Origin of the sequence: Clostridium pasteurianum DSM 525 = ATCC 6013 (genome assembly GCF_000807255.1) — a bacterium.
GTDB lineage: Bacteria > Bacillota > Clostridia > Clostridiales > Clostridiaceae > Clostridium_I > Clostridium_I pasteurianum.
Map to the genome: position 1 here is coordinate 3,449,693 of NZ_CP009268.1, position 25,552 is coordinate 3,475,244.

A 25,552-nucleotide genomic window follows, 5' to 3' on the forward strand; every position below is an offset into this window, starting at 1 on the left:
TAAAAACAACTATTTAAAGGAAATATAAATATTAAATATAGAAATAATTTTATCAATAAAATTATGGGAGGATTTATGTAATGAAGGAAAAAATAACCTCATCTCAGTTTCTAGCAATAATGTTTCTAGCTCCTTATGGAACTGCAAGTTTATTTTTTACAACTCCAGAAACCAAAAATGATGTTTGGATTGCATTACTTTTTTACTCTTTTACTTCTATAATAATTCAAATGATTTATATAAACCTCTTTAACAAATATCCAAAAGACTCCATAGTAACCTATTTACCTAAGATATATGGAAAATATATTGGTTTCATATTAAGTATAATATACATATATTTCTTTGCCTATGATGCTGCAAGAGGTCTGAGAGATTTCACTGAGCTTACTACGTCCTTTGCATTAATAAGAATGCCTGTATATATCATAGCCGCGACTTCTATGATAATAATTACCTATAGTGTTTATAAGGGAATTGAAAATATAGGAAGTATGTCACAAATTGGGTTTTTAATTTTATTAGCTTCTACTATAATTATTTACATACTATTATTTATGACTAAAAATATACTTCATTTTAACAACATATTACCAATTCTTCATAATGGATTTATATTTGTAGCTTTAAAAGGATGGAAGCTTTCTATATTTCCATATGGGGAATTTGTGGTTATGACTATGTTATATTCTTTTCTACTGCAAAGAAATAGATTAAAAAAAACTATAATTTTAACATCAATTTTAGAGGGTATTTCTCTCACCTTAAATAATATCCTTTTTATAACAGCTTTAGGTTATGAATTCGCCGTTTTAAACCAATATCCTTTACTTGAAACTCTAAGATTAGTACGTATAGGAGATTTTTTAAATAGATTAGATATAATATTTTTAGTTGTTTTAATGTTAGGTGGATTTTTTAAAATTTCTATATTAATGTATGCATCAGCCCTTGGAATTTCACAATTGTTTAGGATTAAAAATTGGGGATTGTTATGCAGTGTACTAGGTATAATAATATCAATAACTTCATTTATAATAGCTGAAAATAATCCAGAGCATATCAATATTGGCTGGAATTATGTAATGGTATACTTTTTTCCTTTTATTGTTATTATAATCCCCTTATTATCCCTTATAGTTTATCATATAAAAAAATTTGTATTAAAAATATATGCTCCTACTAAATAAAACTATTTAGTAGGAGCATATCACTATCTAAAATTCAGCTAACATAGCCTTTAAGAATACCTTTTTCTTTTCTAAGTTCTCTATTTGCTTAGTTGTTTCTTCATTCTTTATTCTAATCCACTCTTTATCATTTAATTTTTCTTTCATATTAAATGGAAATTCAGAACTTAATTTATCAATATCCTGAGTAACTTTTTCTATATTATTTCTCATTTTCACTATCCTATTACTCATACTATCTAGCACATTTTCATCATCTAGATGTAAATCTTCTTCTATATCATTTACCTTAGCACTTAAATTTCTTAATTCTTCTATATTACCATCTTTATATACTTCATTAATTTTTGTCCACAAAATTTTATTATCTTCAGATAAATCAGGGTTTATATCTGGATGAAGCTTTTTTGCAGTATTTCTGTATAGTATTTTTAACTCTTTAGCTTCTTCTTCAGATAAAGTAGGGCCGCTTAAATATATTTTAGCTTTGTTAATTTCTTCATTCATCTGATCAATTTGCTTTTTCCAATTTTTTAATTCCAGTTCAATTCTACTCTTAATTTCTTCGTCACTAATATTCTGTCCATTTCTAAGAGCATTTTGTCTCATTTTTATTTCATGTCTCATAGCTCTCATTTCAATCTTTAAAGCAAAGCAATCATATTCAGTAATTCCAACTTTAAATTTGTATTCAGATTCAAGTCTTGGAATTTCAGTAATAGTTATATATTCTCTTTCTTCTATCAACTTACTTAACTCATCTTTTAAAATGGTATACCTATTCAATAATTCTTTAACTTTTGGATGAAGCCCTATTCCATCATATTTCATATTTATACCCCCCCATACATTTATTTGTCTATACCCCTAATATGAATATAATAAGACCAATAGTATCACTTCAATCCCCCCTACATTTATAAAATGAAGGACTCGTTAATGATAAAATCATAGTTTGCACTATTTAGAGAATATATATTTTTGTTGAATTCAACTTCAATTCACTTTAACTCTATTAACACACTCTATACCATACCACTAATTACTAAAAGTCTTAATTAAATAATATTGTAGTTTTATTAGATTATACACTAAACTTTTATAAGAATCTATAGTAAAAATGCTTTTTTTGCAGTTTTTTTTGAATTTTTTAAAAATTTAAAGTATTTATTATATGTATGCCTTTTCATCAATCCAAAATCATCCTAATAATGTAATACATGTTTTTTATTATTATATTATTAAATAAATATTGGTTTTGTGACAAAAACAATATAATATACACTATTTTTTTTACAATTTAGCAACAACACTTTTTATTGAGATTTTAACAAATAATTTTATATATTTAATAAAATTACAAATATGTATGTAGATACTTTTATTCTTTTCAATTTCATCTAACTTAGTGGAATTGAAAAATAAAATAAACTCCCTTTATACTTTTTAGTTTTGCAATAAATATTTCCTCCATGCTTTTACACAATATATTTGCACGTAGATAGTTCAAGCCCAGAACCAAAAATTTTATAATTTCTATATTTATCTCCTCTATAAAATTTATTGAAAATGTATTATATATCTTCTTGCATTATTCCAATTTCATTGTCTTCTATGTATATAAATAAATATCTTTCTTTTATTTCTGCTTTAAAGTTTACATTTAGATTTAAACCGTAAAAATGAAAATAAAAATTTAATATTACATCTATTATAATCAAATATAAATATAATAAATTTTCACTTTATGATAGAATATTATTAATATAGAAAAACAAATTTCTTACTTGGAGGTGTGATAGAATGAGAAATTTTTTAGATAGAATTCGTTATCAATTTAGAGATTGTTATGGAGTTGATAAATTAACAAGTTTTATTCTTATTGTATCTGTAATTTTAAGTTTTATAGGAAATAGATATATAGAACTGGTAGCCTTTGCTTTATTAGCTTATGCAATATTTAGAACCATCTCAAAGAATAAATATAAGCGCTATCAGGAACTTGAAACTTTTAATAATTTTTTTAATATTATAAAACGAAAATACTATGCTGAAAAATATGCTTTTAGCCAGCGTAAAGAATACAAAATAGTTAAATGTCCAAATTGTTCTCAAAAACTGAGACTTCCCCGAAAAAAAGGAAGAGTTACTATTACCTGCAGTAAATGCGGCAACCAGTTTAAAGCTAAATCATAGCAAATATATACTAGAGGAAAAGATGAAATAAAATCAAAGTATAAAGTTCATTAAATGTCAACTTTCTACTGAAAAAAATTTTGTCTTTTTCTTCTTAAATAAGGAAGTGATAAAAATATGCTTAAAAATCTGAAATCATATGGTTGAATTTAGGAATATAACAGTCTATGACCATGAAACTGTAAATTTAAATATATTAAAGGAAATAATAGAAAAACATCTAAACACTTTAAAAAGTTTTGCTGAACTGGTGTCAAACAAAATATTATAATACTGTCTCACTATGCATTTGGATACATTTGTATAGATAATTAATTGGAATCCTCTTATGTATTTAATATTTAAGAAATGTAATAATAAATCTGGTACCTTCGAAAATATTACTTCTAGCTTCAATAATTCCATCATGGGCCTCAATTATTGACTTTGAAAGTGCTAAACCTATTCCAATGGATTCACTATTATTTGATGTCTTTGCCTTATAAAATCTCTTAAATATGTTGGGTAAATCTCTTTCACTTATACCTTCTCCATTATCTTCAATAGTGATTCTTCTATAAATAGGATTTTCATCAAGATATACATTTATTTTGCCATTTTCCTTACTATGCTCTATTGAATTTTTTATAATATTTATCAGAGCCTCCTGAATCCATTTACTATCATGAGGAAATATAACCTGTCTATTTTTCTTAAAATCTATTTCCACTTTTGCCTCTGATGCTTTGCTATCTAATGCCTCTATAGAATCCTCTATGGTTTCATTGAGACTTTGATTTTCTTTATTAAATTCTACTGCTTTAGCATCAATCCTTGCCAGTTTCAATATGCTTTTTATAAGCCAATTCATTCTGTACAACTGATTTCTATTACTTACTAAAAATGTATTACTTTGATCTTTAGATAATTCTTTATTCAATAATATGTCATTATATATAATCATAGAAGAAAGTGGTGTTTTAAGCTGATGTGATATATCAGATAACAAATCCACTAAAAATTGTTTTTCCTTTCTAAGCTCATCTAAATTATTTCTTATTATACCTCTCATAGAATTGAAGGAAGCAGAAAGTTTTGACATATCTCCTTCTTTGTCTTCACTGATTGCTATATCATATTCACCTTCCAATACTCTTTTTGCCCCAAAGGTCAACCTTCTTATCCGTTCATAGAAATATGCATACTGTAAGTAATTGAGTATAAAAAATAGAATTGCCATCAATATAAATATAGTTATAATAGAGTATATATCTTTTATTGATGTCTCATTTACATACGGAAAAAGTTGATTTTCAAGTTTAGATGTTAATCCATATTGTTTTAATATTATCTTTCCCTTTTCTTCATCTTGTTTTGTTACTTCTTTTGTAATAAGAGGTATGATCTCTCTTCCTAATTGTGGATTTTTTTCTGATACCTTTGCAGTAACAGCTCCCAAAGTCTTTATATAATCTACCTTTAAATTGTCATGATATAATTTTAAAGTAAAAATTGTTACTGTCATGAATAATATACTTATAAACAAAAGAAGTACTGAACTCATTCTAAGCTCTGGATTACCAAAATACCTTTTCATAATTTTCTACTCCTTAATAACGCTTTTATTCCAAATATATCCCATACCTCTTTGAGTAATTATATACTTTGGATCTCTAACACTATCTTCTATCTTTTCTCTTATTCTCTTAATATAAACAGAGAGAGTATTTTCATCAAAAAATGCTTCTTCACCTTCAATTAATTCCTCTAGTATTTTTTTTCTCTTTATTATTATCTCAGGTTTATTCATAAATATGAGTAAAAGTTTATATTCCTGTGCCGTAAGGGCAATTTCTTTTCCGCATTTTTTTATAGAAGCCATAGAAGTATCCACAATTATATCTCCACTTTTTAATATACTACCTGCTGATATATTTTTATAATTTCTCCTTATTAGAGCTTTAATTCTTGATAGAAATTCTTTTACTCCAAAGGGCTTTGTAATATAATCATCTCCACCTATTTCAAGTCCAAGAACTATATTAACTTCTTCATCAAGAGCTGTTAAAAACAGTACTGGAATATCACTCTTATCTCTTATGTATTTGCATAGATCATATCCATTTCCATCAGGCAGATTGATATCTAAAATAATTAAGCTGAACTTTTCATTCTGAAATAATGCCACAGCACCTTCCACCGTAGAAGTTCTAAAAACTTCATAACCAGCATCTTTTAGTGTAAATTCTATGCCAATGGCTAGGGGTTCATCATCTTCTACTAATAATAATTTATATCTGTTTATCCCCATTAACTTAATACTGTTGCTAGAACCTTGTAAAATATTTATATACTATTATATGTTTTGGAACAGTTTACCTCCTCTTTAAATTTACTAATAATATAATTAGTTTCTTTTTTAATTTATTTAACTAATTATATCAACTGTTTTCGTTTATTAAAGAAATTTCTGTAACACATATAACATGCTATAAAGGAACAAATAGCCGTAGTTGAAAGGAGCATAAAAGTAACTATTATCTGATATTTTATAGCACTAACTGGTGAGGTTCCAGCCAAGATAAGTCCAGTCATCATACCTGGTAAAGATACTATACCCAATGTTTTTGTGGAATCTATTGTAGGCATCATTCCCGTTTTAATGGAATCTCTTATTATATCTATGGAAGATGGTAAAATATCTGCTCCCAGAGAAAGCTTTGTCTGAACTTCTTCACGTTTATCTTTAAAGGCTGAGTTCATTTGCTTAAAACATAATCCCAAAGCTACCATTGAGTTGCTTATAATCATTCCACCTATAGGTATTATCTGATATGCCTCATATTTTATGATTCCTGAGAATACAAGTATTGAAATAGTAATACTGGCACCTAAAGCTATTGATATAAAAGATATTAATAATCCATTTTTTGCTCCTTTATTCCTTTTTGCAGCGTTATACGAGGCATTAAATATCATAAAACTCAATAAAAAGGTTGTAAAAATTGGACTTTTTAAACCAAATATATAATTGAGCAAGTAACCAACAACGACTAACTGAACTACAGCTCTAATTACTCCTATAATTATCTCCTTCTCTAGATTTAACTTTTGAAAATATGTAAAAAAAAGAGAAACCATTACCAGTAGTGATGAAACTAACATTGAGGAAATACTAATATCTGCTCCTCCATTCATTTTAAAACCTCCAAAGACATTATTTGACCATTTTCCATAACTATTATTTTATTTGAATATTTTTTACTTTGCTCTGGATTATGTGTTATCCATAAAATTGTAATACCTTCTCTATTTAAAGCTTTTATTACATTTTCTACAATTAAAGTGTTATCCACATCAAGAGCCGAAGTAACTTCATCTAATAAAAGAATTTTTGGTTTAAATAATATACTTCTAATAAGTGCTATTCTTTGTTTTTCGCCACCAGAAAGATTTTTTACCTTCTCATTCAAGTAACTTTTTTTAAGTTTAAAAAGTGATAAAAGCTTAGTTACTCTACTTGAATCCATCATTATATTTCTTATTAAATAGGGGAAATTTAGATTTTCAATTACAGTATCTCCAAAAAGGCAAGGATTTTGAAAACAATAACCTATGCTTTTTCTCCAATCTATAGGGCTATACTCCACGTATGATTTATTCCTATAAATCATATTTCCCTCTGTGGGGCTTATAAGATGTGCACACAATTTCAAAAATGTACTTTTACCACTTCCCGAAGCTCCTACTATAGAAATAAAATCTCCAGAATTAATATTTAATGATATATCTTTTAGTATGATTTTATTATCATTAATATACGTAATATTTTCAAGACTCAGTAAGGACAATATAAACACTTCCTTTAATTATTAATTTGGCTTAAATAATTGATCCTTTTTTACATTTTTAATTAATTCAATCAACAACTGCTTAAATACTTCCTTTTTATCCTTCTCCAATGTATTAAACAGATTATGTGCAAACATTTTATCTTCATTGATATGACTGTCTACCACTAACTTTCCATCTTCAGTTATAATGAGTTCCACAGTTCTTCTATCTACATTATTTCTAATCCTTTTAACATAATTCTTTGCTTCTAATCTATCAATAATCCCTGTAGCCGTTGAAGCTGGTATATTATATTTCTTAGATATATCCTTAACTTTTAATTTTTCACTAAAATATACTCTCTCCAATATATACATATCCTGAGGCTGAATATTTGAAGTTTCAAACTGATAAAAATTTTTATATTCCAAAATTTCTATTAATTTATGCAATAAAACATTTTCATCCAACTAATATCTCCCACCTTTGAATTATATTACTGAAAGACATATATAATTCTTTATATCAATATATCTATCAATAAATTTTACTTTTTATATAAATCTTCCTAAATCCATCATTATTAAATAAATTACGATATTCGTTTATTACGATATCCGTATATTAATTATACCTTCTTAACTAATAAAATACAATATCTGTTCTTAATAAAAAATATTTACTAAAAAACGGCTTTTCACTGATTTTGATTAACTTATAAATAATAAAATATATAATCATCAAAAAAATCTAATAAAATGTATACAACTAAGCTGCATCCATTTTATTAGATTTTTATTAAATCATTGAATAGTCCATAATTTCAAATTAATAGTCTTCTCTTACTGCTTCAATTAAATTTTCTTTGTTAATTCTGGCTAATGGCGAGAGTACAGAAAGATAACTTATTACAAGAGAAGCTATGGTAGCAATTATCATTGCATCCCAGGGCACTGGCCAAATCATTTCTCTTATTCCGCTCATTCCACTGTAAATCATATAGGATAACCCGCAGGCTATTATTGATCCATATATAGTTCCAACAATAGCATATAATAGGCCTTCTAAAATTATCATTTTTCTGAGACCTTTTTGAGTTAAACCTATAGCCTTTAAAGCAGCAAATTCTTTTTTTCTAAGTATTATGTTTGTAGTCAACGTATTTATAATATTAACACTCCCTATTAAGGATACTACTACGATAAAGCCATATACCAGTATTTTAACCATTAAAATTGTAGACTTTGTCTTTCTATTACCATCTAAGTAATTTATTAAACTTAAGGATGGTTGTGATTTTATACCTTTCTCTATTTCAGCTTTTGAAGCACCTTCATTTTTTACATTTTTGGTAACTATATTTAATGCAACAACTCCAATATCATTTTTCCCAGTTAGCTTCTTAGCCATTTCTTCCGTTGTTATAATCTTAATTCCATTCTGCAGCCCTTGAAAATCGAAAGGATCTTCTTTAAGTATAGCAATTACCTTTACCTTATTTAATTTTCCTTTATTTTGTGCCGGATTAATTCTTGTAGTAATACCTTGGCCATTATTTGTTACAGTATTACTTGTTTCTCCACTATATTGCAGTTCTATTTCATCTCCAACTTTTATACCTACTATAGGACCAACATATTTTTTATTAGTTTTATCATTGAGAAGTTGATTTTTATTTATTACAACAACACCATTTTCATTGTTTAATTTATCTATATCTATACTACCTGACTGTATATACTTTTTTGATGCCTGTAAAGCAGCCTTATCGTATACGTTAATACTTCCATTCATTAATACCTTTTCTTGTCCATTTATATTTGTATTCCTGCCATATATACTACCAATACCCTTTATAGCTTTAATTTCTTTATCCTTATCTATAAATTGGTCAAAATCGTATTGTTTATATACTTTATACACTTTATCAATGGAATTTAAGGTACTTATATTTTTTATTATATTATTATCTATAAAAGTAGATGAATTTGTCTGAACTAAAAAATGTATATTCTTCGATTCATTGAGAGTATCTGATATATTTAATGTCATATCCATAAAGGATTTAAAAGTAATAAACAACACTACACTTATTACTATGGAAAAAACAGTTATTCTATATCTCTTTCTATTTCTCTTTATATTTTTTGAAGCTAAAGCACCTTCAAATTTAAATATCTTTCCCATAATTGAAAATCGTTTTTTCTTCATTTTCTCTTTTACTATGGATGTTCTACTGTTTATGGCAACTAATGGAGAAATTCTTCCTGCAAGAAAAGCTGGTATTAAAGCTGATACATACACGGATACAACACCCACAATTATACTTATTATTATTACTGCAGGTGATATTGATAATTTAAACCATTCTACAGAATCTCCTCCTATAACTTGAAAAACGTATTGAATTGTGCATATTGCTGCTACACCTACAAGAATTCCCAAAGGTATTCCTATTATAGTAAGTATAGTTGCTTCTCTCAATACTATCTTTCTTATTTGTTTTGGGGTAGTACCTATAGCCCTTAAAAGACCAAATTGCTTAATTCTTTCCACAACACTTATTTGAAATGCATTATATATTACTGCAATAGTGGCAACTACAACAATTCCAATTATTATTCCTACTGGTATATATAATTGTGCTAATCCTGAATTTCTGTCTCCTCCTCCTTGCATGTCTATAAGAAGTGAATTTTTAACTACAGATGGAATTTGAATTTTCTGTCCCTTATCATTTATACTTGTTATTTTCTTATCCGTTAGCGATGTGAGCTCTTTTACTGCATTTTTCAAATTTGTCTTTGGGCTTACTTCTGCAAGAAGTGCCGCTTTCCTTCTATCAATATTATCACTTATTAAAAGCATTGTGCCATTTTTTTGACTTTGTGTATATACACTATCTTGAAGAATACCTGTTAGAGTATATTCTCTATTTTGAATTTTAATATTATCTCCAACTTTAATATTATCTCCAATATAAGGAAGCACCCACTTTTCAAGAGCAACCTCATTTTTTTCTTTTGGGAATCTTCCTTCTTTTATCTTCATAGGTAAGAGCTCCAAAGCCTTACCAGAAGCAATTGTAGGAGATAATTTTAAGTCCTTTTTTATGTTTATCTGTTCACCCTGCTGATACATTCCACTTTTTAAAACTTTGGGATTGTTTACTACCTTTGATATTATCTCTTCCTCTGGTGCAGAAAAAGATACATGCCAGGAGCCATATCCATTTTTTATATCTTCAATTTGCGCCTGCTGCATACCCACAATAAAAAAACCTATAGTAGCTATTAGTGCAACGGATAATAGTATTCCTATAATAGTAAGTAAACTTCTCTTTTTATTGGCCTTAAGATATCTACCTGTGAGCTGTTTATAACTACTTATCATATCTGCTATCTCCTTCCATTGAAAATTTAATATATTTGTCAGAAGTTATCCTTCCATCTTCAATGGAAATTACTCTATCAGCGGAGTCCGCTATTCTTATATCATGAGTTATAAGTACAAGAGTTTGATTGTATTTTTTAGCTGTAAATTTCAAAAGATCTATTACTTCTTTAGAGCTTTTACTGTCAAGATTTCCTGTAGGTTCATCAGCAAATATTATAGAAGGCTTATTTAAAAGCGCTCTGCCTATAGACACTCTCTGCTGCTGCCCTCCTGATAATTCTGAAGGAAGGTGATTTTTTCTCTCATTAAGTCCAAGCAGTTCAATAATCTCATTTAAATAAGTTTTATCAACTTTGTCATTGTCCATAAGAGCTGGTAAAGCTATATTTTCTTCCACATCCAGTACTGGTATCAAATTAAAAAATTGGAATACGAATCCTATTTTTCTCCTTCTGAATATGGCAAGACGTTCTTCTTTATAATCATATATACTTTCTCCATCGATAATAACCTTACCTGAAGTAGGCCTATCCAAGCCTCCCAACATATGTAAAAGTGTACTCTTACCAGAGCCTGATGCACCAACAATTACTACAAATTCTCCTTTATTAACAGTTAAATTTACATCTTTAAGTGCTTCTACCCTATTATCTCCCTTTCCATAGGTTTTATTTAAATTTTGTACTTTTAAAATCTCCATTTACATCCTCCCCATCATCTTTAATCATTTAATTTTTATTGTCCTTTAATGCCTTAATAACCACTGTTTTATTTATCACCGGTAATCACCATATCTAAATTATATCTGTCCTCTACATTCAATACCATATCCATTAACTTACAAATAAATCTGCTATCTTACAAATTTGTAATAAAGCATAATAAAATGTACACAGCACAAAGAGCATTAGTATTTCTCTACTAATGCTCTCTACATATAAAATCTATACATCTAATGAAGGGGGTAATCTTCATATTTTAATGGTATCAATTTAATGTTACAGTTTTTTTTCCATATTGTAACTATTAATTAACCTAATTAATAATATTTTGTGAACAAAACTACATAATCCCCTTACATATACATGTAAAGGGAGTTATGTAAAAAATCTAATTGGAAAATTTAATGAACTTAACAACTAGATAGTAAGAAAATAAATGAAATTCAAATTGATGATTATATTTCAGATAATTTCTTTAAATGTCTTTCTGTTATCTCATTTACTTTCTGTACACGTTTTTCATATTTTTCAATTCCAGTAAAGAATTCAGTCTTCATCCATACATCTACAATATCAAGAGCTATGGCGGAACCTATTATTTTGCCTCCAATACAAAGTACATTACTATCAGTATGCTGACGTGCTAATTTTGCACAAAATGGATCCTGACAGACTACTGCATTTACTCCATATATTCTGTTTGCAATTAATGCACTTCCATATCCAACTCCATCTACAAATATTCCACGATCAGCCTCTCCTTTACCTACTGCTAAAGCTGCAGGATAAATAAAATCTGGCAGATCACAGGAATCCTTACTGTGAGTTCCAAAATCTATTACTTCATGTCCTTGACTTTCTAAAACGGCCTTTATTTCTTCCTTTAAATCAAATCCAGCATGGTCATTTCCCATTGCAATTTTCATAATTATAATCATTCCTTTCTTAAGAAGATAAATTTAAGTTTAATTTTAAAAATATTTTATAAAATTTATTATATCACTTATTTTAATATTTTTTTGCAACATTATAACAATCTCTATCAATAATTATTATTAAATATTACTATCTAATAATAATTATTGATAATATAAAATTAATATGATATTATTATATAAACAAACTTTAACTATATTATAGATAAATAATGTATAATTAAATGTAGTAATTACAATAATATATTTTGAATAATTTAATCTAAAACTACTATAATTACTAAATATATTTATTTACTTCACAGCATACTAACATATGAATTTATAAAAATAGGTGGTGATAATAATGAAACCTGTAACTATGTTTGTAACCAGTTGGTGTCCTTATTGTAAACAAGCTTTTTCCTTTATGAATGCTTTAAAACAAGAAAATCCAAAATATCAAGATATAGAGATTAAAATAATTGATGAAGAACTTCATCCAGAAATTTCAAAGAAATATGACTATTATTATGTGCCAACTTATTATGTTGGAAATTTCAAAGTACATGAAGGTGTTCCTACTAAAGAAATTGTCAAAAATGTATTTGATAGGGCCTGTGCTTCTAATGAGAAAACCAGTATTTTTTAACTACGTATAAAAATTTATCATATTAGAACATAAAATAAAATCAGCTGTCTCGCTATAGATATCTATTCATAGTGAGACAGCTTTCTAACTCTTTTATAACAAAAATAATTATTTTTTAATAAAGAAATAAAACCATTCTGAGATTTAATAAAGATTTGTTCATTTTAATCCAATTCATTTTGATAATCCTCTAACACTGATGTGCAATTTGGACATCGTACAGCCTTAATATTTATCTTAGTAAAGCAGTAAGGACACTCTTTTTCTGTTTCAGCTTTTTCTTCCTTTTTCTTAAATCTATCCAGCTGCTTTATTACAATAAAAATAGAAAACGCTACTATTAAAAATTGGATTATGTTATTTAAGAACATTCCATAATTTATAGTAGGTGCTCCCGCTGCTTTTGCTTCCGTTAATGATTTGTATGTATTTGAGCTTAAATTAATATAAAATTCACTAAAATCAACTTTTCCTAAAATTAATCCAAGCGGTGGCATAATGATGTCATTCACCAAGGATGTAACTATTTTCCCAAAAGCACCACCTATTATTACAGCTACTGCCAAATCAATTACATTACCCTTTAGAGCAAACTTTTTAAAATCTTTCCACATATGAACACTTCCTTTCTTTATTCCATTTTAGATATATAATTTTATAATTAAACATTTTTAACCTGACTAACTTGGCGTAAGTCTCCAACGCAATCTGTTCATTTACATTATAAATATTATTCATGTAAAAATCACTGTAAAAATTATCCACACAAAAACAGATAACTAGCAATAAAAATAAAAGGCAGTACCTATAGATAAAAATACTTATCTCTTAAGGTATTACCTTTTATTATATAAATACATACAAAACTAACTTATAACAATTGATATTATAGATACAAAAACATAACTATATCTAAGTACATAATTCTTTCTACAATTTACTTTTAAAATAGGTATAAAAACAAATCATATGTTTTTAAAAACTTTTAAATATGTCTTTCTTAGCACCACAAACTGGGCATTTTTCAACATTATCACCAATTTCAGTATATCCGCAAATTGGGCAGACATAAATTTCTTCAGAACCAATATCAGTTTTTGTCTTTGCCTTATCTTGTGCATCTTTAAATAGCTTAGCATGAATCTTTTCTGCTTCCAATGCAAAATGGAAAGATCTCTGTGCATCTTTTTCATTTTGAAATTTTGCAGTTTCAAGATACACTGGATACATTTGATCTACTTCATGAAGTTCCCCATTTATAGCTCCCTGAAGATTCTCAACTATATCTGTTTTGCCAAATACAGCTCCAGCAGCAACAGAACTATCCCCTACTTGTTCCTTGAGCACAGTAAAATGATTGCTGGCATGAACTAATTCTGCATAAGCTACACCTTTAAAAAGTCTTCCTATATTAGGATACCCATCTTTTTCTGCCTGATCTCCCCATATAAGATATCTCATATGAGCCATACTTTCGCCACCATAAGCAGAACGTAAAAAGTCCGCAGTCATTGCATTGTTTAATGCCATAATAAAACACATCCTCTCATTATTTAGACATAAAAAATAAATAAAATTAATTATCTATTTAAATACATCTCATATCTCAAAATATATTATTAAACTTATGCTTTAATAATATACCTAATTATACCATAATAGTATCTATATTTTCTACTTTTCATTATTTCCCTTACAGGTTAAATTGTAAAACATCATAAAAATTTTCCATTAGACTTTTATAAAAAACTCTGTATAATATATTATGTAAACTAAAAAAAGCAGATTTTAATCTACTTCTTAGGAGGTATGTGAATGTATAAACTTAAAAATAAATATTTGCTGATACCATTAATTACAGCAGCTATATCATTGGTATTACTGATTATCTTTAACCTTTCCAGCGGAAGCATTAAAGATAAATTGTATTTGGATTTTGAAAAAGATTTGGCAAGTCATAAAGTCTCACAAGTATCTCTTACAAATTCACCTAATATAGACGTAAAATTAAAAGATGGAACTATATATAAAACAGATAATCCAAGAACAGATACATTTAAAGCAGATTTACTGGGTAAAGGTGTAAAAGTTTCTGAAAAATCTCTTTCTTATAACAGAGATGTTGCCCCTGTATCTGTATTGTCTCTATCAATAGTTACAATAATTGTTATGCTTATAAAATCAAGTAATGTTGCTTCTAAAAGCTTATTCTCTGTGGATGCACTTTCTACAGATGCAGTAGAGGATATAGGATTTAATTTTAAAAATGTGGCAGGAAATGAGGAAGCTAAAGAAAGCGTAAAGGACGTAGTAGATTTTCTAAAAAATCCTGAAAAATATAATTCCTATGGTGCACGCATGCCAAAGGGTATAATACTCTATGGAGAACCAGGAACTGGTAAGACACTTTTAGCCAAAGCTGTAGCTGGAGAAGCCGGTGTACCTTTTTATGCCATGTCTGGTTCAGATTTCATTCAAGTATATGTAGGTGTTGGAGCAAGTAGAGTTAGACAGCTATTTAAAAAAGCAAGAGCTCATGGAAAGGCAGTAATATTTATAGATGAGATAGATGCCATAGGTAAAAAAAGAGATTCTAGTAAGGCTGGAGGTTCTGACGAAAGAGATCAAACTCTTAATGCATTATTAACAGAAATGTCTGGATTTAATGAAAAAGAAGGTATAATAGTTATGGCAGCTACCAACAGATTGGATATGCTTGATTCAGCTTTGTTGAGACCTGGAAGGTTTGACAGACATATAGAAATAGTCTTACCTGATTTAAATGCCAGAAAAGAAATATTAAGCCTACATTTAAAAAACAAGCCAGTAGCAGGAGTAAACATAGATGATTTAGCTCGTAAAACTTCCTACTTCTCTGGTGCAAAATTAGAAAACCTTGTAAATGAAGCAGCTATACTGGCCTGTAAATCTAACAGCAAATTTATAGAAAATATACACTTTGACAAAGCATACTCTATTGTAATAGCTGGTTATGAAAAAATTAATCGTTCAAATATCAGTGATAAAGATAAATCCATAACTGCTTTTCACGAATCTGGACATGCATTAGTATCATTAAAAACATTGCCAGGCGAAAAAGTTTCCAAGGTAACAATAATACCAAGTACGAAAGGCGCTGGCGGATATACTCTCAGCATACCAGAGGACAAGTTATATCAAAATAAAGACTATATAATGAAAAGAATAATGGTACTTCTTGCTGGAAGAGCTGCTGAAGATATAATCTTTGGCAAAGACTTCATAACTACTGGCGCATATAATGACTTTAAAGAAAGTACACGACTAGTTACAAATATGGTAACTCAATACGGAATGGGAGAAACTCTTGGGCTCCTTAATCTATCCGAACTATCTAATATTAACTATAATCCAGGAAACGATATAGTTAATGAATGTAAAAATATCATCAATTCTCTATATAACGAAACAAAAAATGTTCTACTTTTAAATAAAGATATTTTGGACAAACTAGCATCAGAACTTTTAGACAAAGAAACTCTAAACGAAGCTGATTTACTTAATATAGTAAAGTAAATTTTTGTAATACAAATATATAAATTTAAAACATTTTAATAACGGCCATGAAATTTATATTAATAGTTAAATTTCATATCCGTTATTTTTATATGTTATACTTTATAACTATATTGATTCCTCATTTTTAGGAAATAGAAGCCAAGATATTATTATACCTGCTACAAGTCCTCCAGCATGTGCTGATATATCTATATTAGGTATTGTAAAAGATATGAATAAATTCAAAATTATAATAAAAATTATATTTTTAAAAAGCCCTGAGCCTATTCTATGTTTTAATTTATGAGATATAACAAGAACTCCTCCAAGTACTCCAAATATAGCACCTGAAGCACCTACTGATATTCCATTACTGAATACATAACTAGCTGTGGATGCTATTATTCCTGATAATATATATATGATAATATATTTTTTTCTCCCATAAATACTTTCCGCTAAACCTCCTATACTGTAGAGAGCATACATATTAGAGGCTATATGCAAAATACCACTATGCAAAAACATACAAGTAAATAATCTATAATATTCTCCATTATTTATTAAATAATTATCTTTAGCACCTAGAATATCTAAAACATTTATATCTATGTTAAATAAGTTTCGGGATAAAACTCCTGAAAGTAGATATACAGCTATATTAATTCCTATTATAATATAAGTTACTATAGAATTTTTGTAATCTTTTTTATTCTGCCTAAAAAAGTTTAATATATTTATAATTTCAAAAGCTTTACTATATGTGTCATTAGAAGCATATATAGTTTCATTATTTAAAGAATTAATAATTAAAATGTTTTCATTGCTTCTGCTAACTATCCCAGAAATATTTATATTTTGTTTTGTAACAATTATTTTAACTATATCAATATAATCATTTTCAATTTTTATATTGCTATCTATAATTTTATCTATATCTTTTACATTATCGCTTTTAAAAAATACAAACATCTTTTTAGGATAAACTTCTGTTTTTACAGCTGCCCAAAATGCCTCTTTATTACTATCACTACTCACCTCAGTAATTCTATAGTTGTAATATTCACATAAACTTTCAATTATACTTTTTATGTATTTATCCATAACGCTCTCCTATAATATAGTAAAGTATTTAGTTTACACTATATTATCTATTATAACATTTATATTTTTTACCAAGTCAATTTCATAGAACTGTACGCTTTTTTTCGTAACAGAATCATATAGCACTCTAATAATGGGCTTATCTGGGAATCCAGGGTTTTGTTTTATTACATAGCCTTCTATACCATTAGATAATTTTACACAAGATCCTAGTGGATAAACAGAAAAAGTCTTTTTAAAATTTTCTACAATTTTATCGTCAAATATAGTTCCACTTCCTGCTAAAATCAGTTCATAAGCATCATTAGGTGCAAACTTTTCCCTATAACATCTATTATTCATTACAGAATCATAAACATCACATATACAGACAATTTTGCCAAATTTAGAGATTTGATGGCCTTTTAAACCATAAGGATAACCCATACCATCCACTCTTTCATGATGTTCAACAATACTTTTAATAACATCATTAGAAATTTTAAAATTATTTTTTAAAATCTCTTTTCCATAAATAGGATGCTTTTTTATTTCATCATATTCTTCATGAGTCAAAGAACCCTTTTTATTTATTATAGCTATAGGAACTCTTGTCTTTCCAATATCATGAAGTACAGCCCCTATACCTAAATCTTTTAATTCAGTTTCCTTAAGATTCATTTTTTCCCCTAAAAACGTTGACATTATACCTGTATCTATAGAATGCCCATAGGTATAATTGTCATAAGATTGAATATTATATAAAAATTTATTCACATCTCTCATTTCTATTATATAGTCAATAAGATCCTCAACCATCCTCAAAGAATTTTTTGTTTCCTTTTGATTACCATTTGCACAAATATTTCTTACTATTTGTGACATATTTCTCATAGTTGTATTTTTTAATTCTAATAGTTGTTTATCTTCTTCTTCCACATCATCTAACCTGCTGTCTTCTACATATATGTACAAAATTCCTATTTTTTTCAATTTTTCTATATATAATGGATTTAGTTTTATGCCTGCACGTAATAATATATTTCCATCATTAGTATATATATTTCTACCAAGAATATCATCTTCTTTAACTCTATCCATGAATTCTAATCTCATAAGTACCTCATATAATACTAAAAACTTCAGAATTACAAAATATAAGTGGATATTTACAAATTATTCTGAACCATTTAATATTAATTCTAATAATATTATATTTATATTTTTCACCTACAATATTATTTTCGTATTTTTTTAAATTTAATTTACAAAAATATTATAATTTATAAGGAAAATAAATATAATATAAGTATCAAACGTAACAGGGCTGTATCACAATATATAAATGTGATACAGTTTTTTAAATATACATACTGTTAATTATTTTCCAGCATATCAAGTAATCTGTTAAAGGTTTCTATAGTGTCCTCTAAAGGTTTAGGCGTTGTCATATCAACTCCACCTTTCTTTAGTATATTTATTGGATAATCACTTCCGCCGCTCTTTAAAAATTCCTTGTATTTTTTTACTGCTTTTTCTCCTTCTTTTAATATCATATTAGAAAAAGAATTGGCAGCAGAATAACCTGTAGCATATTGATATACATAAAAATCACTATAGAAATGAGGAATTCTTGCCCATTCCATATCTATTTCTTTATCTACTATCATGTTAGGGCCAAAATATTTCACATTTAAAGCATGCCATATACTGCAGAAATCTTCTCCAGAAAGAGGCTTACCATTTTCTATACTTTCATGAGTTATCTTTTCAAATTCAGCAAACATAACCTGTCTAAACACAGTGGTTCTAATTTGCTCCAGCTGCTGATTAATAAAATACAGTTTTTTATTTTTATCCTTTTCTGTATTTATAAGGTGATTTATAAGAAGACACTCATTAGTTGTAGAAGCTACTTCAGCACAAAATAGTGTATAGCTGGCATATATAAATGGTTGAGTTCTCCTTGAATAATACGAATGGATGGAATGCCCCATTTCATGTACCAGAGTAGATACATCATTTATTTCATAATTATAATTAAGCAGCACATAAGGCATAGAATCATAACATCCAAAGGAATAGGCTCCGCCTCTTTTACCTTTGTTTTCAAAGACATCAATCCATCCATCTTTTATTCCACTATCAAATATATCTAAATATTCTTTTCCAAGAGGCTTTAAGCCTTCTTTAGCAATTTCTACAGCTTTCTCAAATTCAATATGTTCTTTAGGTGTATCTACTAGAGGAACATACAAATCATACATGTGGATTTCATCTAATTTCAGTAATTTCTTTTTTATATCTACATATCTATGCAAGGATGATTTTAGATTGTTGTTTACAGTTTCAATTACATTGTCATATACATTTAATGGTATATCATTAGGTTTAAGACTATACTCCATAGAATTTTTATAATGTCTCACCTTTGATCCAAATACAAAATTTTTAATTGATGAAGATAAAGTCTGTGCAAAAGTATTCTTATAATTACCATAAGTATTAAATAATGCATTAAAGGCATTTTTTCTAACTTCTCTGTTTTTAGATTTTATAAAGTTACTGTATTTTACTTCCGTAAGTTCAACTTCATTTCCATATTCATCTATAACTTTAGGAAAAGTTATATCTGCATTTGAAAGCATACTAAATATATTTCCTGGAGCTTCTAGGCAATCAGAAACCGCAGCTAAAAGTTCTTCTTCACTTTTTGAAAGCACATGTGGCTTTGTTTTTAATATATCCTTTAATGCAAAATCATAGAGCTTAAGTTCAGGAATCTTCTCAACTTCCTTATTAATATGTTCCTCTGGTATTGATAAAAGCTCAGGAACAAAAAAAGCTGCAGCACTTTTAAATTCTGAAAGATAAGCATCTATTCTACTCTTTAATATTTGGAAAGTAGTATTTGTTGTATCTTCATCTGATCTCTGATGAGCATAAATAAATAACTTTTCAAGTATTCTTGAAGCTTCTTCATCTAATTTATAAAATTCTAAAAGTTTATCTCCATCACTAAGTTTTCCACTGAGAACGGTTATCTTAGGGGAAAATTCTTTAAGTCTACTGAAATCCTTCTCCCAGGCATCTGTATCTTTATATACCTTATCTATTCTCCATTTATACTTTTCATCTATTTCATCTCTTGTCTTAGTTCTCTTTATTTCTTCCATATAATTCTCCCCTTTTTAATATTTATCAAATATTTATAATTTTAGTATTACTATATCATAATATGTCCTATTCATATTTTTCTTTTTTATTCTTTATATCTTCAAACACTTTGTAAATTTTCTCTAATATTAAATCACAAAGTTCATTTAATCTTTTTTCCATCTCCTCATGCTGAGGTAAAAATTCAAATTTCACTAACCAAGTAGGATTATATTCATCATCTACATCTTCTATATTATATCCTTTTTCACTAAAACTTTCATAATCAAAACAGTCAAATATAGCTGTATATTCCCATTCTTCCACATCTTTTTTTGTATCAAAAAAGACATTTACCAAATTACCGTCATAGTACATTTTTGTTATATATTCAGCTCCATCACTAACTTTATAACTACCAATTTCTCTTGTAAAGAACTTGTTTTCTTTGTCTTTCTCCATTAGAACTAAAGAAGAAAAATTCATTTTATCATTCCTTTCAGCGGTATCTATATTTACAAATATACCCAAATATATTATAATTTATTTACATAAAAAGTAATTTTTATAGATTGGAGGAAATTTCATTATGAAAAAAATAACTAAAGTAAAAAGAGTATACATACTTGGTATTATAATAACCATAATTATTTTAATTATAGTTAGAATTAATACGTCTCATACAGAGGGTAAAGATATAAATTTTGCTGTAAATGAATATTTAACTACGGGAATTTTAAATAAATATAAATTATATGACATACAACACTCTTATTTAATATTTTCTGATTCAAATAATGCCATTATAAATATAATGGGCATAAAAAATAAAACCTCTGCCAATACCACATGTTATAAGCTAAAAATGTCAAAAGACAACAGTGGGATTTGGCACGTAAAAAAAGTAATTCCGCTGTCTGATGTTCAATTTTTAAATGAAAATCATTAATAAATCACACTTTATTCTTTTTATTTTTCTCACAACGATTTACACACTCTTGACAAAGAGCTTTCATCTTAAGCTCATGTTCTATAAGAACAAATCCTGTTTTATTTTTTATTAATTCCTCTACAGGAAGCATAGGGCACTCTATTTCAACTTCTTTATGACAGAGACTACATTCAATTACATGTTTATGCTTGTGCCCTTTAATTTTATAATTACATTTTCCATCACCTAAATTAAATTTTTCAATTATACCTTTACGTTCAAATAAATCTAAACTTCTATAAACCGTAGATAAATCCACATTATGACCCTTATCCCTGCATTGTTCGTATATATTATCTGCACTTATAGCCTCTGAGTACTTATCTATAATCTCAAGTATAACTACTCTTCCTAAAGTAACTTTAATTTTTTTTTCTTTAAGTAAAGCCTCATAATCCATAGTATCACCTTACATAATTTTTATTTTTATTATATCACAATTACTCATTATTGGTATATTAGGCACATTTAAATAGGTAATTATTAATGCTTGCCCACAAATTTCTATATATGCTATTTTAAAAGAAAATCATTTTTAGTCCGAATAGTGTAAGGATTATACCTCCTACAAAATCAGCATATTTGGTAATTATATTAATTTTTCTAAGATATCTTGAAATAATAAATCCTATGCAGGATATACTTCCACTTACAAAACCTATAAACAAAGTCTGATATATTATTACAGCGTGATTTAATATATTGTTAAAAACAGTAAAGCCTACTACTAAAGCATCTATACTTACCGATGCACCAAGCACAATATACATTTTAGGATCTAATAACAATGTATCTGATTTTTTTTCGAACCCCTCCTTTATCATAAATATTCCTACTGCAGAAATAACCATACCTCCTATTAATTGAGGCACTGCAGCAATATATGTATTAAATAAAATTCCTGCATAGGCACCCATAAAAGAAAATAGGAATTGAAAAAATCCAAATGAAAAACAAAATCTAATTTTATGTCTTCTTGCCATACAATTACACATACCTATACTTATAGCTACTCCAAAAGCATCCAGTGACAATGCTAATGCAACTAAAAATAAAGAATAAATATCCATGAAACTCCTCCTGTAAGCATTTAAAAATATAAGTTGAACTTTATATACAAAGTTTATTATTATATTTTTATTAGTTATTTACTTTATTAAATTAAAAAATATAAGTAACAAAATATTTAATACATAGAATTTTTAATTTTACTATAAGTATATTTATTATTCACGTAATTTATATTAATTTATTAATTTTTAACATAATTTTTTAAATTGAATAAAGAAATTTTTTGTGTTAAAATATTTTCGGGTAGTATCTTAAAGAACTGCACCAAAAGTGTTATTAATTTTAAACTTTCTGCTCATATCCTCTGAATGAGACAGCTAAAAAGAGATTAGTCCTAATTAATTTTAGGATTTTAAATAATTAGATTTATACTAAATTCTATAACCCTTTTGCGGTCTTTTTCACACATTAACACTTTTCAGGCATTTTGGGATATTCTATCCTGTACTATGTGTGTTATTTTTCCTATTAAATTTTATGTATTTTTAAGATCCTTAATAGAAATTGTATGCCGTTTAATCTACATATAAATTTTTCATTATTGATATTTTTTAACAACGCATAGATTATTACTTTCTCAATATTAAAAAATAATTTTTTGGAGGTATATATTATGAAAAATACTTCTTCAACTTTTGTAGCTGCAAAACAAAAGGGAGAAAAATTGGCAATGCTTACAGCCTATGATTACTCTACAGCAAAAATTATAGATAATTCTGGCATAGATGGAATTTTAGTTGGAGATTCTTTAGGAATGGTGTGTTTAGGATACAAAGATACTCTAAGTGTAACTATGGAAGATATGATTCATCACACTAAAGCTGTGGCAAGAGGTACTAATAATGCATTATTAGTTAGTGATATGCCTTTCATGTCCTATCAAACCTCTGTGTATGATGCTATAAAAAATGCTGGGAGACTTATCCAAGAGGGAAATGCCGAAGCTGTTAAGCTTGAAGGTGGAGCTTCAGTACAGGAACAAATTAAAGCAATTGTAAAAGCACAAATTCCGGTAATGGGTCACATAGGTTTAACACCTCAATCTGTAAATATTTTTGGTGGATTTAAAGTTCAAGGTAAAGCAGATGAAGATGCTAAAAAGATTATAGAGGATGCTAAAATTTTAGAAGATTCAGGAGTTTTTTCAATAGTACTAGAGGGGATTCCTTCTAAACTAGCAGAAATAATAACAAATTCTGTATCGATACCAACTATAGGTATTGGTGCTGGAAAATACTGCGATGGACAAATTCTTGTATACCAAGATATGATCAGTATGTTCCCAGATTTCAAGCCTAAATTTGTTAAATCCTACGCTGATGTAGGGGATTCTATGGCTTCTGCCTTTAAAACATACATTCATGAGGTTAAAAATTCTGTTTTCCCTGACGATGAGCATAGTTTTAAAATGAATGATAAAGTGCTAAGTAAACTATATTAGACTTAATAATAATTGCTATTAAAATAGACTAATTTATTTCATGTAATATTCAAAAAAATATACCTGAGAAAGGATGTTTAAAATGGAATTTGTACAAACTATCCAAGAAACAAAAAATATAATAAAAGAATGGGAAAAAAGTGGTTTTACAATAGGTCTTGTACCTACTATGGGTTTTCTTCATGAAGGTCACGAGAGTTTAATAAAAAAAGCTGCCTCTGAAAATGACAAAGTAGTGGTAAGTATATTTGTAAATCCAATTCAGTTTGGTCCGACGGAAGATTTAGATACCTATCCCAGAAACTTAGATAGGGATAAAAAAGTCTGTGAAAATGCAGGAACCAATTTAATTTTCAATCCTGCTCCTGAAGAAATGTACTTTGATAACGCAGTTACCTCAGTAACTGTTGGAGAGCTTACAAATGGTTTGTGCGGTTCTAAACGTCCTATTCACTTCCAAGGGGTATGTACTGTAGTTTCAAAGTTATTTAACATAGTTACTCCAGATAAAGCCTATTTTGGAGAAAAAGATGCACAGCAATTAGCCGTTATAAAAAGAATGGTTCGTGATCTTAATTTTGATATAGATATAATAGGCTGCCCTATTGTAAGGGAAGAAGATGGACTGGCAAAGAGTTCAAGAAATACTTATCTTTCTGACAGTGAAAGAAAAGCTGCCCTTGTTCTAAATGAAAGTCTTAAGTTAGCTAAAAAAGCTTTAGAAAATGGAGAAGTTCACGCTTCTAAATTAACTCACGTTATATCTGAAAAAATAAATAGTGAACCCCTTGCCAAAATTGACTATATCGAAATAGTAGATAGTATAGATTTAAAACCTGTTTGTAAAATAAGTTCATCTATTTTAGTTGCTATAGCTGTATATATAGGTAAAACAAGACTTATAGATAATTTCACTTGGAATACTAATGATAATAAATAATACTACTATGGAGGATAAAACCCATGAAACTAAGCATGTTAAAATCAAAAATACACAGAGCTACCATTACAGAAGCTAAACTCAATTATGTAGGAAGCATAACAATCGATATAGATCTCATGAAGGAAGCAAATATACTAGAATATGAAAAAATACAAGTAGTTAATATAAATAATGGAAGTAGAATTGAAACCTACGTTATTGCTGGTGAAAGCGGCAGTGGAGTTATATGCCTTAATGGTGCTGCTGCTAGATATGCACAACCAGGAGACAAGGTTATATTAATGACTTACTGTGAAATGGAAGAAGAAGAAGCAAAACTTCATAAACCTGTTGTAGTATTTGTAAAAGATGATAACTCTATTTCTGAAATTACCACTTATGAAAGACATGGCGAAATAAAATAAAACAATAATAGGATTAGTTAAAAGGGCCTATTTTTTAACTAAT

The 25,552-nt window shown here is 27.8% G+C and carries 26 protein-coding genes; 9 read left to right on the forward strand and 17 right to left on the reverse strand.

Going from position 1 to position 25,552, the window contains the following annotated elements; genetic code table 11:
- Positions 1–80 precede the first annotated feature (80 nt).
- On the forward strand, positions 81–1,190 hold the full coding sequence (locus tag CLPA_RS15550; RefSeq protein WP_003446677.1) for a GerAB/ArcD/ProY family transporter: 1,110 nt from the start codon (positions 81–83) through the stop codon (positions 1,188–1,190).
- A gap of 27 nt (positions 1,191–1,217) precedes the next feature.
- On the opposite strand, the gene CLPA_RS15555 is transcribed toward CLPA_RS15550, so the two are convergent.
- Positions 1,218–2,021 (reverse strand): J domain-containing protein, encoded by an 804-nt coding sequence (locus CLPA_RS15555; RefSeq protein WP_003446679.1) that lies wholly within the window; start codon positions 2,019–2,021, stop codon positions 1,218–1,220.
- Positions 2,022–2,993: 972 nt separating this feature from the next.
- Here CLPA_RS15555 and CLPA_RS15560 point away from each other — a divergent pair.
- A complete protein-coding gene (locus tag CLPA_RS15560; RefSeq protein WP_003446681.1) occupies positions 2,994–3,386 on the forward strand; it encodes a zinc ribbon domain-containing protein in 393 nt (130 codons plus the stop codon).
- Between the two features lie 139 nt (positions 3,387–3,525).
- On the forward strand, positions 3,526–3,657 hold the full coding sequence (locus CLPA_RS20945; protein WP_143756591.1) for a HepT-like ribonuclease domain-containing protein: 132 nt from the start codon (positions 3,526–3,528) through the stop codon (positions 3,655–3,657).
- A 63-nt stretch (positions 3,658–3,720) separates the two neighbouring features.
- Here CLPA_RS20945 and CLPA_RS15565 read toward each other — a convergent pair whose 3' ends face one another.
- The 8 genes from CLPA_RS15565 to rpiB all read right to left on the reverse strand — a co-directional run bounded on the left by CLPA_RS15565 (position 3,721) and on the right by rpiB (position 12,243).
- Positions 3,721–4,962 (reverse strand): HAMP domain-containing sensor histidine kinase, encoded by a 1,242-nt coding sequence (locus CLPA_RS15565; protein ID WP_003446683.1) that lies wholly within the window; start codon positions 4,960–4,962, stop codon positions 3,721–3,723.
- 6 nt (positions 4,963–4,968) lie between these two features.
- Positions 4,969–5,676 (reverse strand): response regulator transcription factor, encoded by a 708-nt coding sequence (locus CLPA_RS15570; RefSeq protein ID WP_003446685.1) that lies wholly within the window; start codon positions 5,674–5,676, stop codon positions 4,969–4,971.
- A 125-nt stretch (positions 5,677–5,801) separates the two neighbouring features.
- Positions 5,802–6,563: an ABC transporter permease gene (locus tag CLPA_RS15575; protein WP_003446688.1), complete on the reverse strand. Its 762-nt coding sequence runs from the start codon at positions 6,561–6,563 to the stop codon at positions 5,802–5,804.
- Positions 6,560–7,216 carry an ABC transporter ATP-binding protein gene (locus tag CLPA_RS15580; RefSeq protein WP_003446691.1) on the reverse strand — a complete coding sequence of 219 codons (657 nt, stop codon included), beginning with the start codon at positions 7,214–7,216 and terminating at the stop codon, positions 6,560–6,562. The genes CLPA_RS15575 and CLPA_RS15580 overlap by 4 nt, the downstream gene beginning before the upstream one ends.
- Before the next feature lie 21 nt (positions 7,217–7,237).
- Positions 7,238–7,669, reverse strand: coding sequence for a MarR family winged helix-turn-helix transcriptional regulator (locus CLPA_RS15585; RefSeq protein ID WP_003446694.1), 432 nt, complete (start codon positions 7,667–7,669; stop codon positions 7,238–7,240).
- Positions 7,670–8,027: 358 nt separating this feature from the next.
- Positions 8,028–10,592, reverse strand: a complete 2,565-nt coding sequence (locus CLPA_RS15590) for an ABC transporter permease (protein ID WP_003446695.1) — start codon at positions 10,590–10,592, stop codon at positions 8,028–8,030.
- A complete protein-coding gene (locus CLPA_RS15595) occupies positions 10,582–11,295 on the reverse strand; it encodes an ABC transporter ATP-binding protein (RefSeq protein WP_003446697.1) in 714 nt (237 codons plus the stop codon). Before CLPA_RS15595 ends, CLPA_RS15590 begins: the two co-directional genes overlap by 11 nt.
- A 477-nt stretch (positions 11,296–11,772) precedes the next feature.
- Positions 11,773–12,243: a ribose 5-phosphate isomerase B gene (rpiB, locus tag CLPA_RS15600; RefSeq protein ID WP_003446699.1), complete on the reverse strand. Its 471-nt coding sequence runs from the start codon at positions 12,241–12,243 to the stop codon at positions 11,773–11,775.
- A gap of 355 nt (positions 12,244–12,598) precedes the next feature.
- Here rpiB and CLPA_RS15605 point away from each other — a divergent pair, with 355 nt between their 5' ends.
- Positions 12,599–12,883, forward strand: coding sequence for a glutaredoxin family protein (locus tag CLPA_RS15605; RefSeq protein WP_003446701.1), 285 nt, complete (start codon positions 12,599–12,601; stop codon positions 12,881–12,883).
- 164 nt (positions 12,884–13,047) lie between these two features.
- Here CLPA_RS15605 and mscL read toward each other — a convergent pair whose 3' ends face one another.
- Both mscL and CLPA_RS15615 read right to left on the reverse strand, forming a co-directional pair.
- Entirely contained in the window at positions 13,048–13,497 is a 450-nt protein-coding gene (mscL, locus tag CLPA_RS15610; protein ID WP_003446703.1) for a large-conductance mechanosensitive channel protein MscL, read from the reverse strand.
- Between the two features lie 361 nt (positions 13,498–13,858).
- Complete coding sequence (locus tag CLPA_RS15615; RefSeq protein ID WP_003446704.1) at positions 13,859–14,413, reverse strand: rubrerythrin family protein; 555 nt, start codon at positions 14,411–14,413, stop codon at positions 13,859–13,861.
- A gap of 285 nt (positions 14,414–14,698) precedes the next feature.
- Here CLPA_RS15615 and CLPA_RS15620 point away from each other — a divergent pair, with 285 nt between their 5' ends.
- Complete coding sequence (locus CLPA_RS15620; RefSeq protein ID WP_003446706.1) at positions 14,699–16,438, forward strand: ATP-dependent metallopeptidase FtsH/Yme1/Tma family protein; 1,740 nt, start codon at positions 14,699–14,701, stop codon at positions 16,436–16,438.
- Between the two features lie 108 nt (positions 16,439–16,546).
- Here the strand turns inward: CLPA_RS15620 and CLPA_RS15625 are convergent, their stop codons facing one another.
- The 4 genes from CLPA_RS15625 to CLPA_RS15640 form a co-directional block, all read right to left on the reverse strand.
- On the reverse strand, positions 16,547–17,524 hold the full coding sequence (locus CLPA_RS15625) for a rhomboid family intramembrane serine protease (protein ID WP_003446708.1): 978 nt from the start codon (positions 17,522–17,524) through the stop codon (positions 16,547–16,549).
- A gap of 33 nt (positions 17,525–17,557) precedes the next feature.
- Positions 17,558–18,619, reverse strand: a complete 1,062-nt coding sequence (locus CLPA_RS15630) for an HD-GYP domain-containing protein (RefSeq protein ID WP_003446710.1) — start codon at positions 18,617–18,619, stop codon at positions 17,558–17,560.
- A gap of 260 nt (positions 18,620–18,879) precedes the next feature.
- Positions 18,880–20,679, reverse strand: coding sequence for an oligoendopeptidase F (gene pepF / locus CLPA_RS15635; protein ID WP_003446712.1), 1,800 nt, complete (start codon positions 20,677–20,679; stop codon positions 18,880–18,882).
- A gap of 67 nt (positions 20,680–20,746) precedes the next feature.
- Positions 20,747–21,145 (reverse strand): DUF6762 family protein, encoded by a 399-nt coding sequence (locus CLPA_RS15640; RefSeq protein ID WP_003446714.1) that lies wholly within the window; start codon positions 21,143–21,145, stop codon positions 20,747–20,749.
- A gap of 103 nt (positions 21,146–21,248) precedes the next feature.
- Between CLPA_RS15640 and CLPA_RS15645 the strand changes: the two genes are divergently transcribed.
- Positions 21,249–21,608 carry a hypothetical protein gene (locus CLPA_RS15645; RefSeq protein WP_003446716.1) on the forward strand — a complete coding sequence of 120 codons (360 nt, stop codon included), beginning with the start codon at positions 21,249–21,251 and terminating at the stop codon, positions 21,606–21,608.
- Positions 21,609–21,612: 4 nt separating this feature from the next.
- On the opposite strand, the gene CLPA_RS15650 is transcribed toward CLPA_RS15645, so the two are convergent.
- Complete coding sequence (locus CLPA_RS15650) at positions 21,613–22,050, reverse strand: Fur family transcriptional regulator (protein WP_003446718.1); 438 nt, start codon at positions 22,048–22,050, stop codon at positions 21,613–21,615.
- Positions 22,051–22,168: 118 nt separating this feature from the next.
- A complete protein-coding gene (locus tag CLPA_RS15655; RefSeq protein ID WP_003446720.1) occupies positions 22,169–22,720 on the reverse strand; it encodes a manganese efflux pump MntP in 552 nt (183 codons plus the stop codon).
- A 614-nt stretch (positions 22,721–23,334) separates the two neighbouring features.
- Between CLPA_RS15655 and panB the strand changes: the two genes are divergently transcribed.
- The 3 genes from panB (at position 23,335) to panD (ending at position 25,509) form a co-directional block, all read left to right on the forward strand.
- Positions 23,335–24,162 carry a 3-methyl-2-oxobutanoate hydroxymethyltransferase gene (panB, locus tag CLPA_RS15660; RefSeq protein ID WP_003446722.1) on the forward strand — a complete coding sequence of 276 codons (828 nt, stop codon included), beginning with the start codon at positions 23,335–23,337 and terminating at the stop codon, positions 24,160–24,162.
- Between the two features lie 82 nt (positions 24,163–24,244).
- Positions 24,245–25,102: a pantoate--beta-alanine ligase gene (panC, locus tag CLPA_RS15665; protein WP_003446724.1), complete on the forward strand. Its 858-nt coding sequence runs from the start codon at positions 24,245–24,247 to the stop codon at positions 25,100–25,102.
- 23 nt (positions 25,103–25,125) lie between these two features.
- Entirely contained in the window at positions 25,126–25,509 is a 384-nt protein-coding gene (panD, locus tag CLPA_RS15670) for an aspartate 1-decarboxylase (RefSeq protein WP_003446726.1), read from the forward strand.
- Positions 25,510–25,552 lie beyond the last annotated feature (43 nt).

Coding starts and splice junctions, on each gene's coding strand:
- CLPA_RS15550 (WP_003446677.1), top strand. CDS start 81: ATGAAGGAAAAAATAACCTCATCTCAGTTTCTAGCAATAATGTTTCTA.
- CLPA_RS15555 (WP_003446679.1), bottom strand. CDS start 2,021: ATGAAATATGATGGAATAGGGCTTCATCCAAAAGTTAAAGAATTATTG.
- CLPA_RS15560 (WP_003446681.1), top strand. CDS start 2,994: ATGAGAAATTTTTTAGATAGAATTCGTTATCAATTTAGAGATTGTTAT.
- CLPA_RS20945 (WP_143756591.1), top strand. CDS start 3,526: ATGGTTGAATTTAGGAATATAACAGTCTATGACCATGAAACTGTAAAT.
- CLPA_RS15565 (WP_003446683.1), bottom strand. CDS start 4,962: ATGAAAAGGTATTTTGGTAATCCAGAGCTTAGAATGAGTTCAGTACTT.
- CLPA_RS15570 (WP_003446685.1), bottom strand. CDS start 5,676: ATGGGGATAAACAGATATAAATTATTATTAGTAGAAGATGATGAACCC.
- CLPA_RS15575 (WP_003446688.1), bottom strand. CDS start 6,563: ATGAATGGAGGAGCAGATATTAGTATTTCCTCAATGTTAGTTTCATCA.
- CLPA_RS15590 (WP_003446695.1), bottom strand. CDS start 10,592: ATGATAAGTAGTTATAAACAGCTCACAGGTAGATATCTTAAGGCCAAT.
- CLPA_RS15595 (WP_003446697.1), bottom strand. CDS start 11,295: ATGGAGATTTTAAAAGTACAAAATTTAAATAAAACCTATGGAAAGGGA.
- rpiB (WP_003446699.1), bottom strand. CDS start 12,243: ATGAAAATTGCAATGGGAAATGACCATGCTGGATTTGATTTAAAGGAA.
- CLPA_RS15605 (WP_003446701.1), top strand. CDS start 12,599: ATGAAACCTGTAACTATGTTTGTAACCAGTTGGTGTCCTTATTGTAAA.
- mscL (WP_003446703.1), bottom strand. CDS start 13,497: ATGTGGAAAGATTTTAAAAAGTTTGCTCTAAAGGGTAATGTAATTGAT.
- CLPA_RS15615 (WP_003446704.1), bottom strand. CDS start 14,413: ATGGCATTAAACAATGCAATGACTGCGGACTTTTTACGTTCTGCTTAT.
- CLPA_RS15620 (WP_003446706.1), top strand. CDS start 14,699: ATGTATAAACTTAAAAATAAATATTTGCTGATACCATTAATTACAGCA.
- CLPA_RS15625 (WP_003446708.1), bottom strand. CDS start 17,524: ATGGATAAATACATAAAAAGTATAATTGAAAGTTTATGTGAATATTAC.
- CLPA_RS15630 (WP_003446710.1), bottom strand. CDS start 18,619: ATGAGATTAGAATTCATGGATAGAGTTAAAGAAGATGATATTCTTGGT.
- pepF (WP_003446712.1), bottom strand. CDS start 20,679: ATGGAAGAAATAAAGAGAACTAAGACAAGAGATGAAATAGATGAAAAG.
- CLPA_RS15640 (WP_003446714.1), bottom strand. CDS start 21,145: ATGAATTTTTCTTCTTTAGTTCTAATGGAGAAAGACAAAGAAAACAAG.
- CLPA_RS15645 (WP_003446716.1), top strand. CDS start 21,249: ATGAAAAAAATAACTAAAGTAAAAAGAGTATACATACTTGGTATTATA.
- CLPA_RS15650 (WP_003446718.1), bottom strand. CDS start 22,050: ATGGATTATGAGGCTTTACTTAAAGAAAAAAAAATTAAAGTTACTTTA.
- CLPA_RS15655 (WP_003446720.1), bottom strand. CDS start 22,720: ATGGATATTTATTCTTTATTTTTAGTTGCATTAGCATTGTCACTGGAT.
- panB (WP_003446722.1), top strand. CDS start 23,335: ATGAAAAATACTTCTTCAACTTTTGTAGCTGCAAAACAAAAGGGAGAA.
- panC (WP_003446724.1), top strand. CDS start 24,245: ATGGAATTTGTACAAACTATCCAAGAAACAAAAAATATAATAAAAGAA.
- panD (WP_003446726.1), top strand. CDS start 25,126: ATGAAACTAAGCATGTTAAAATCAAAAATACACAGAGCTACCATTACA.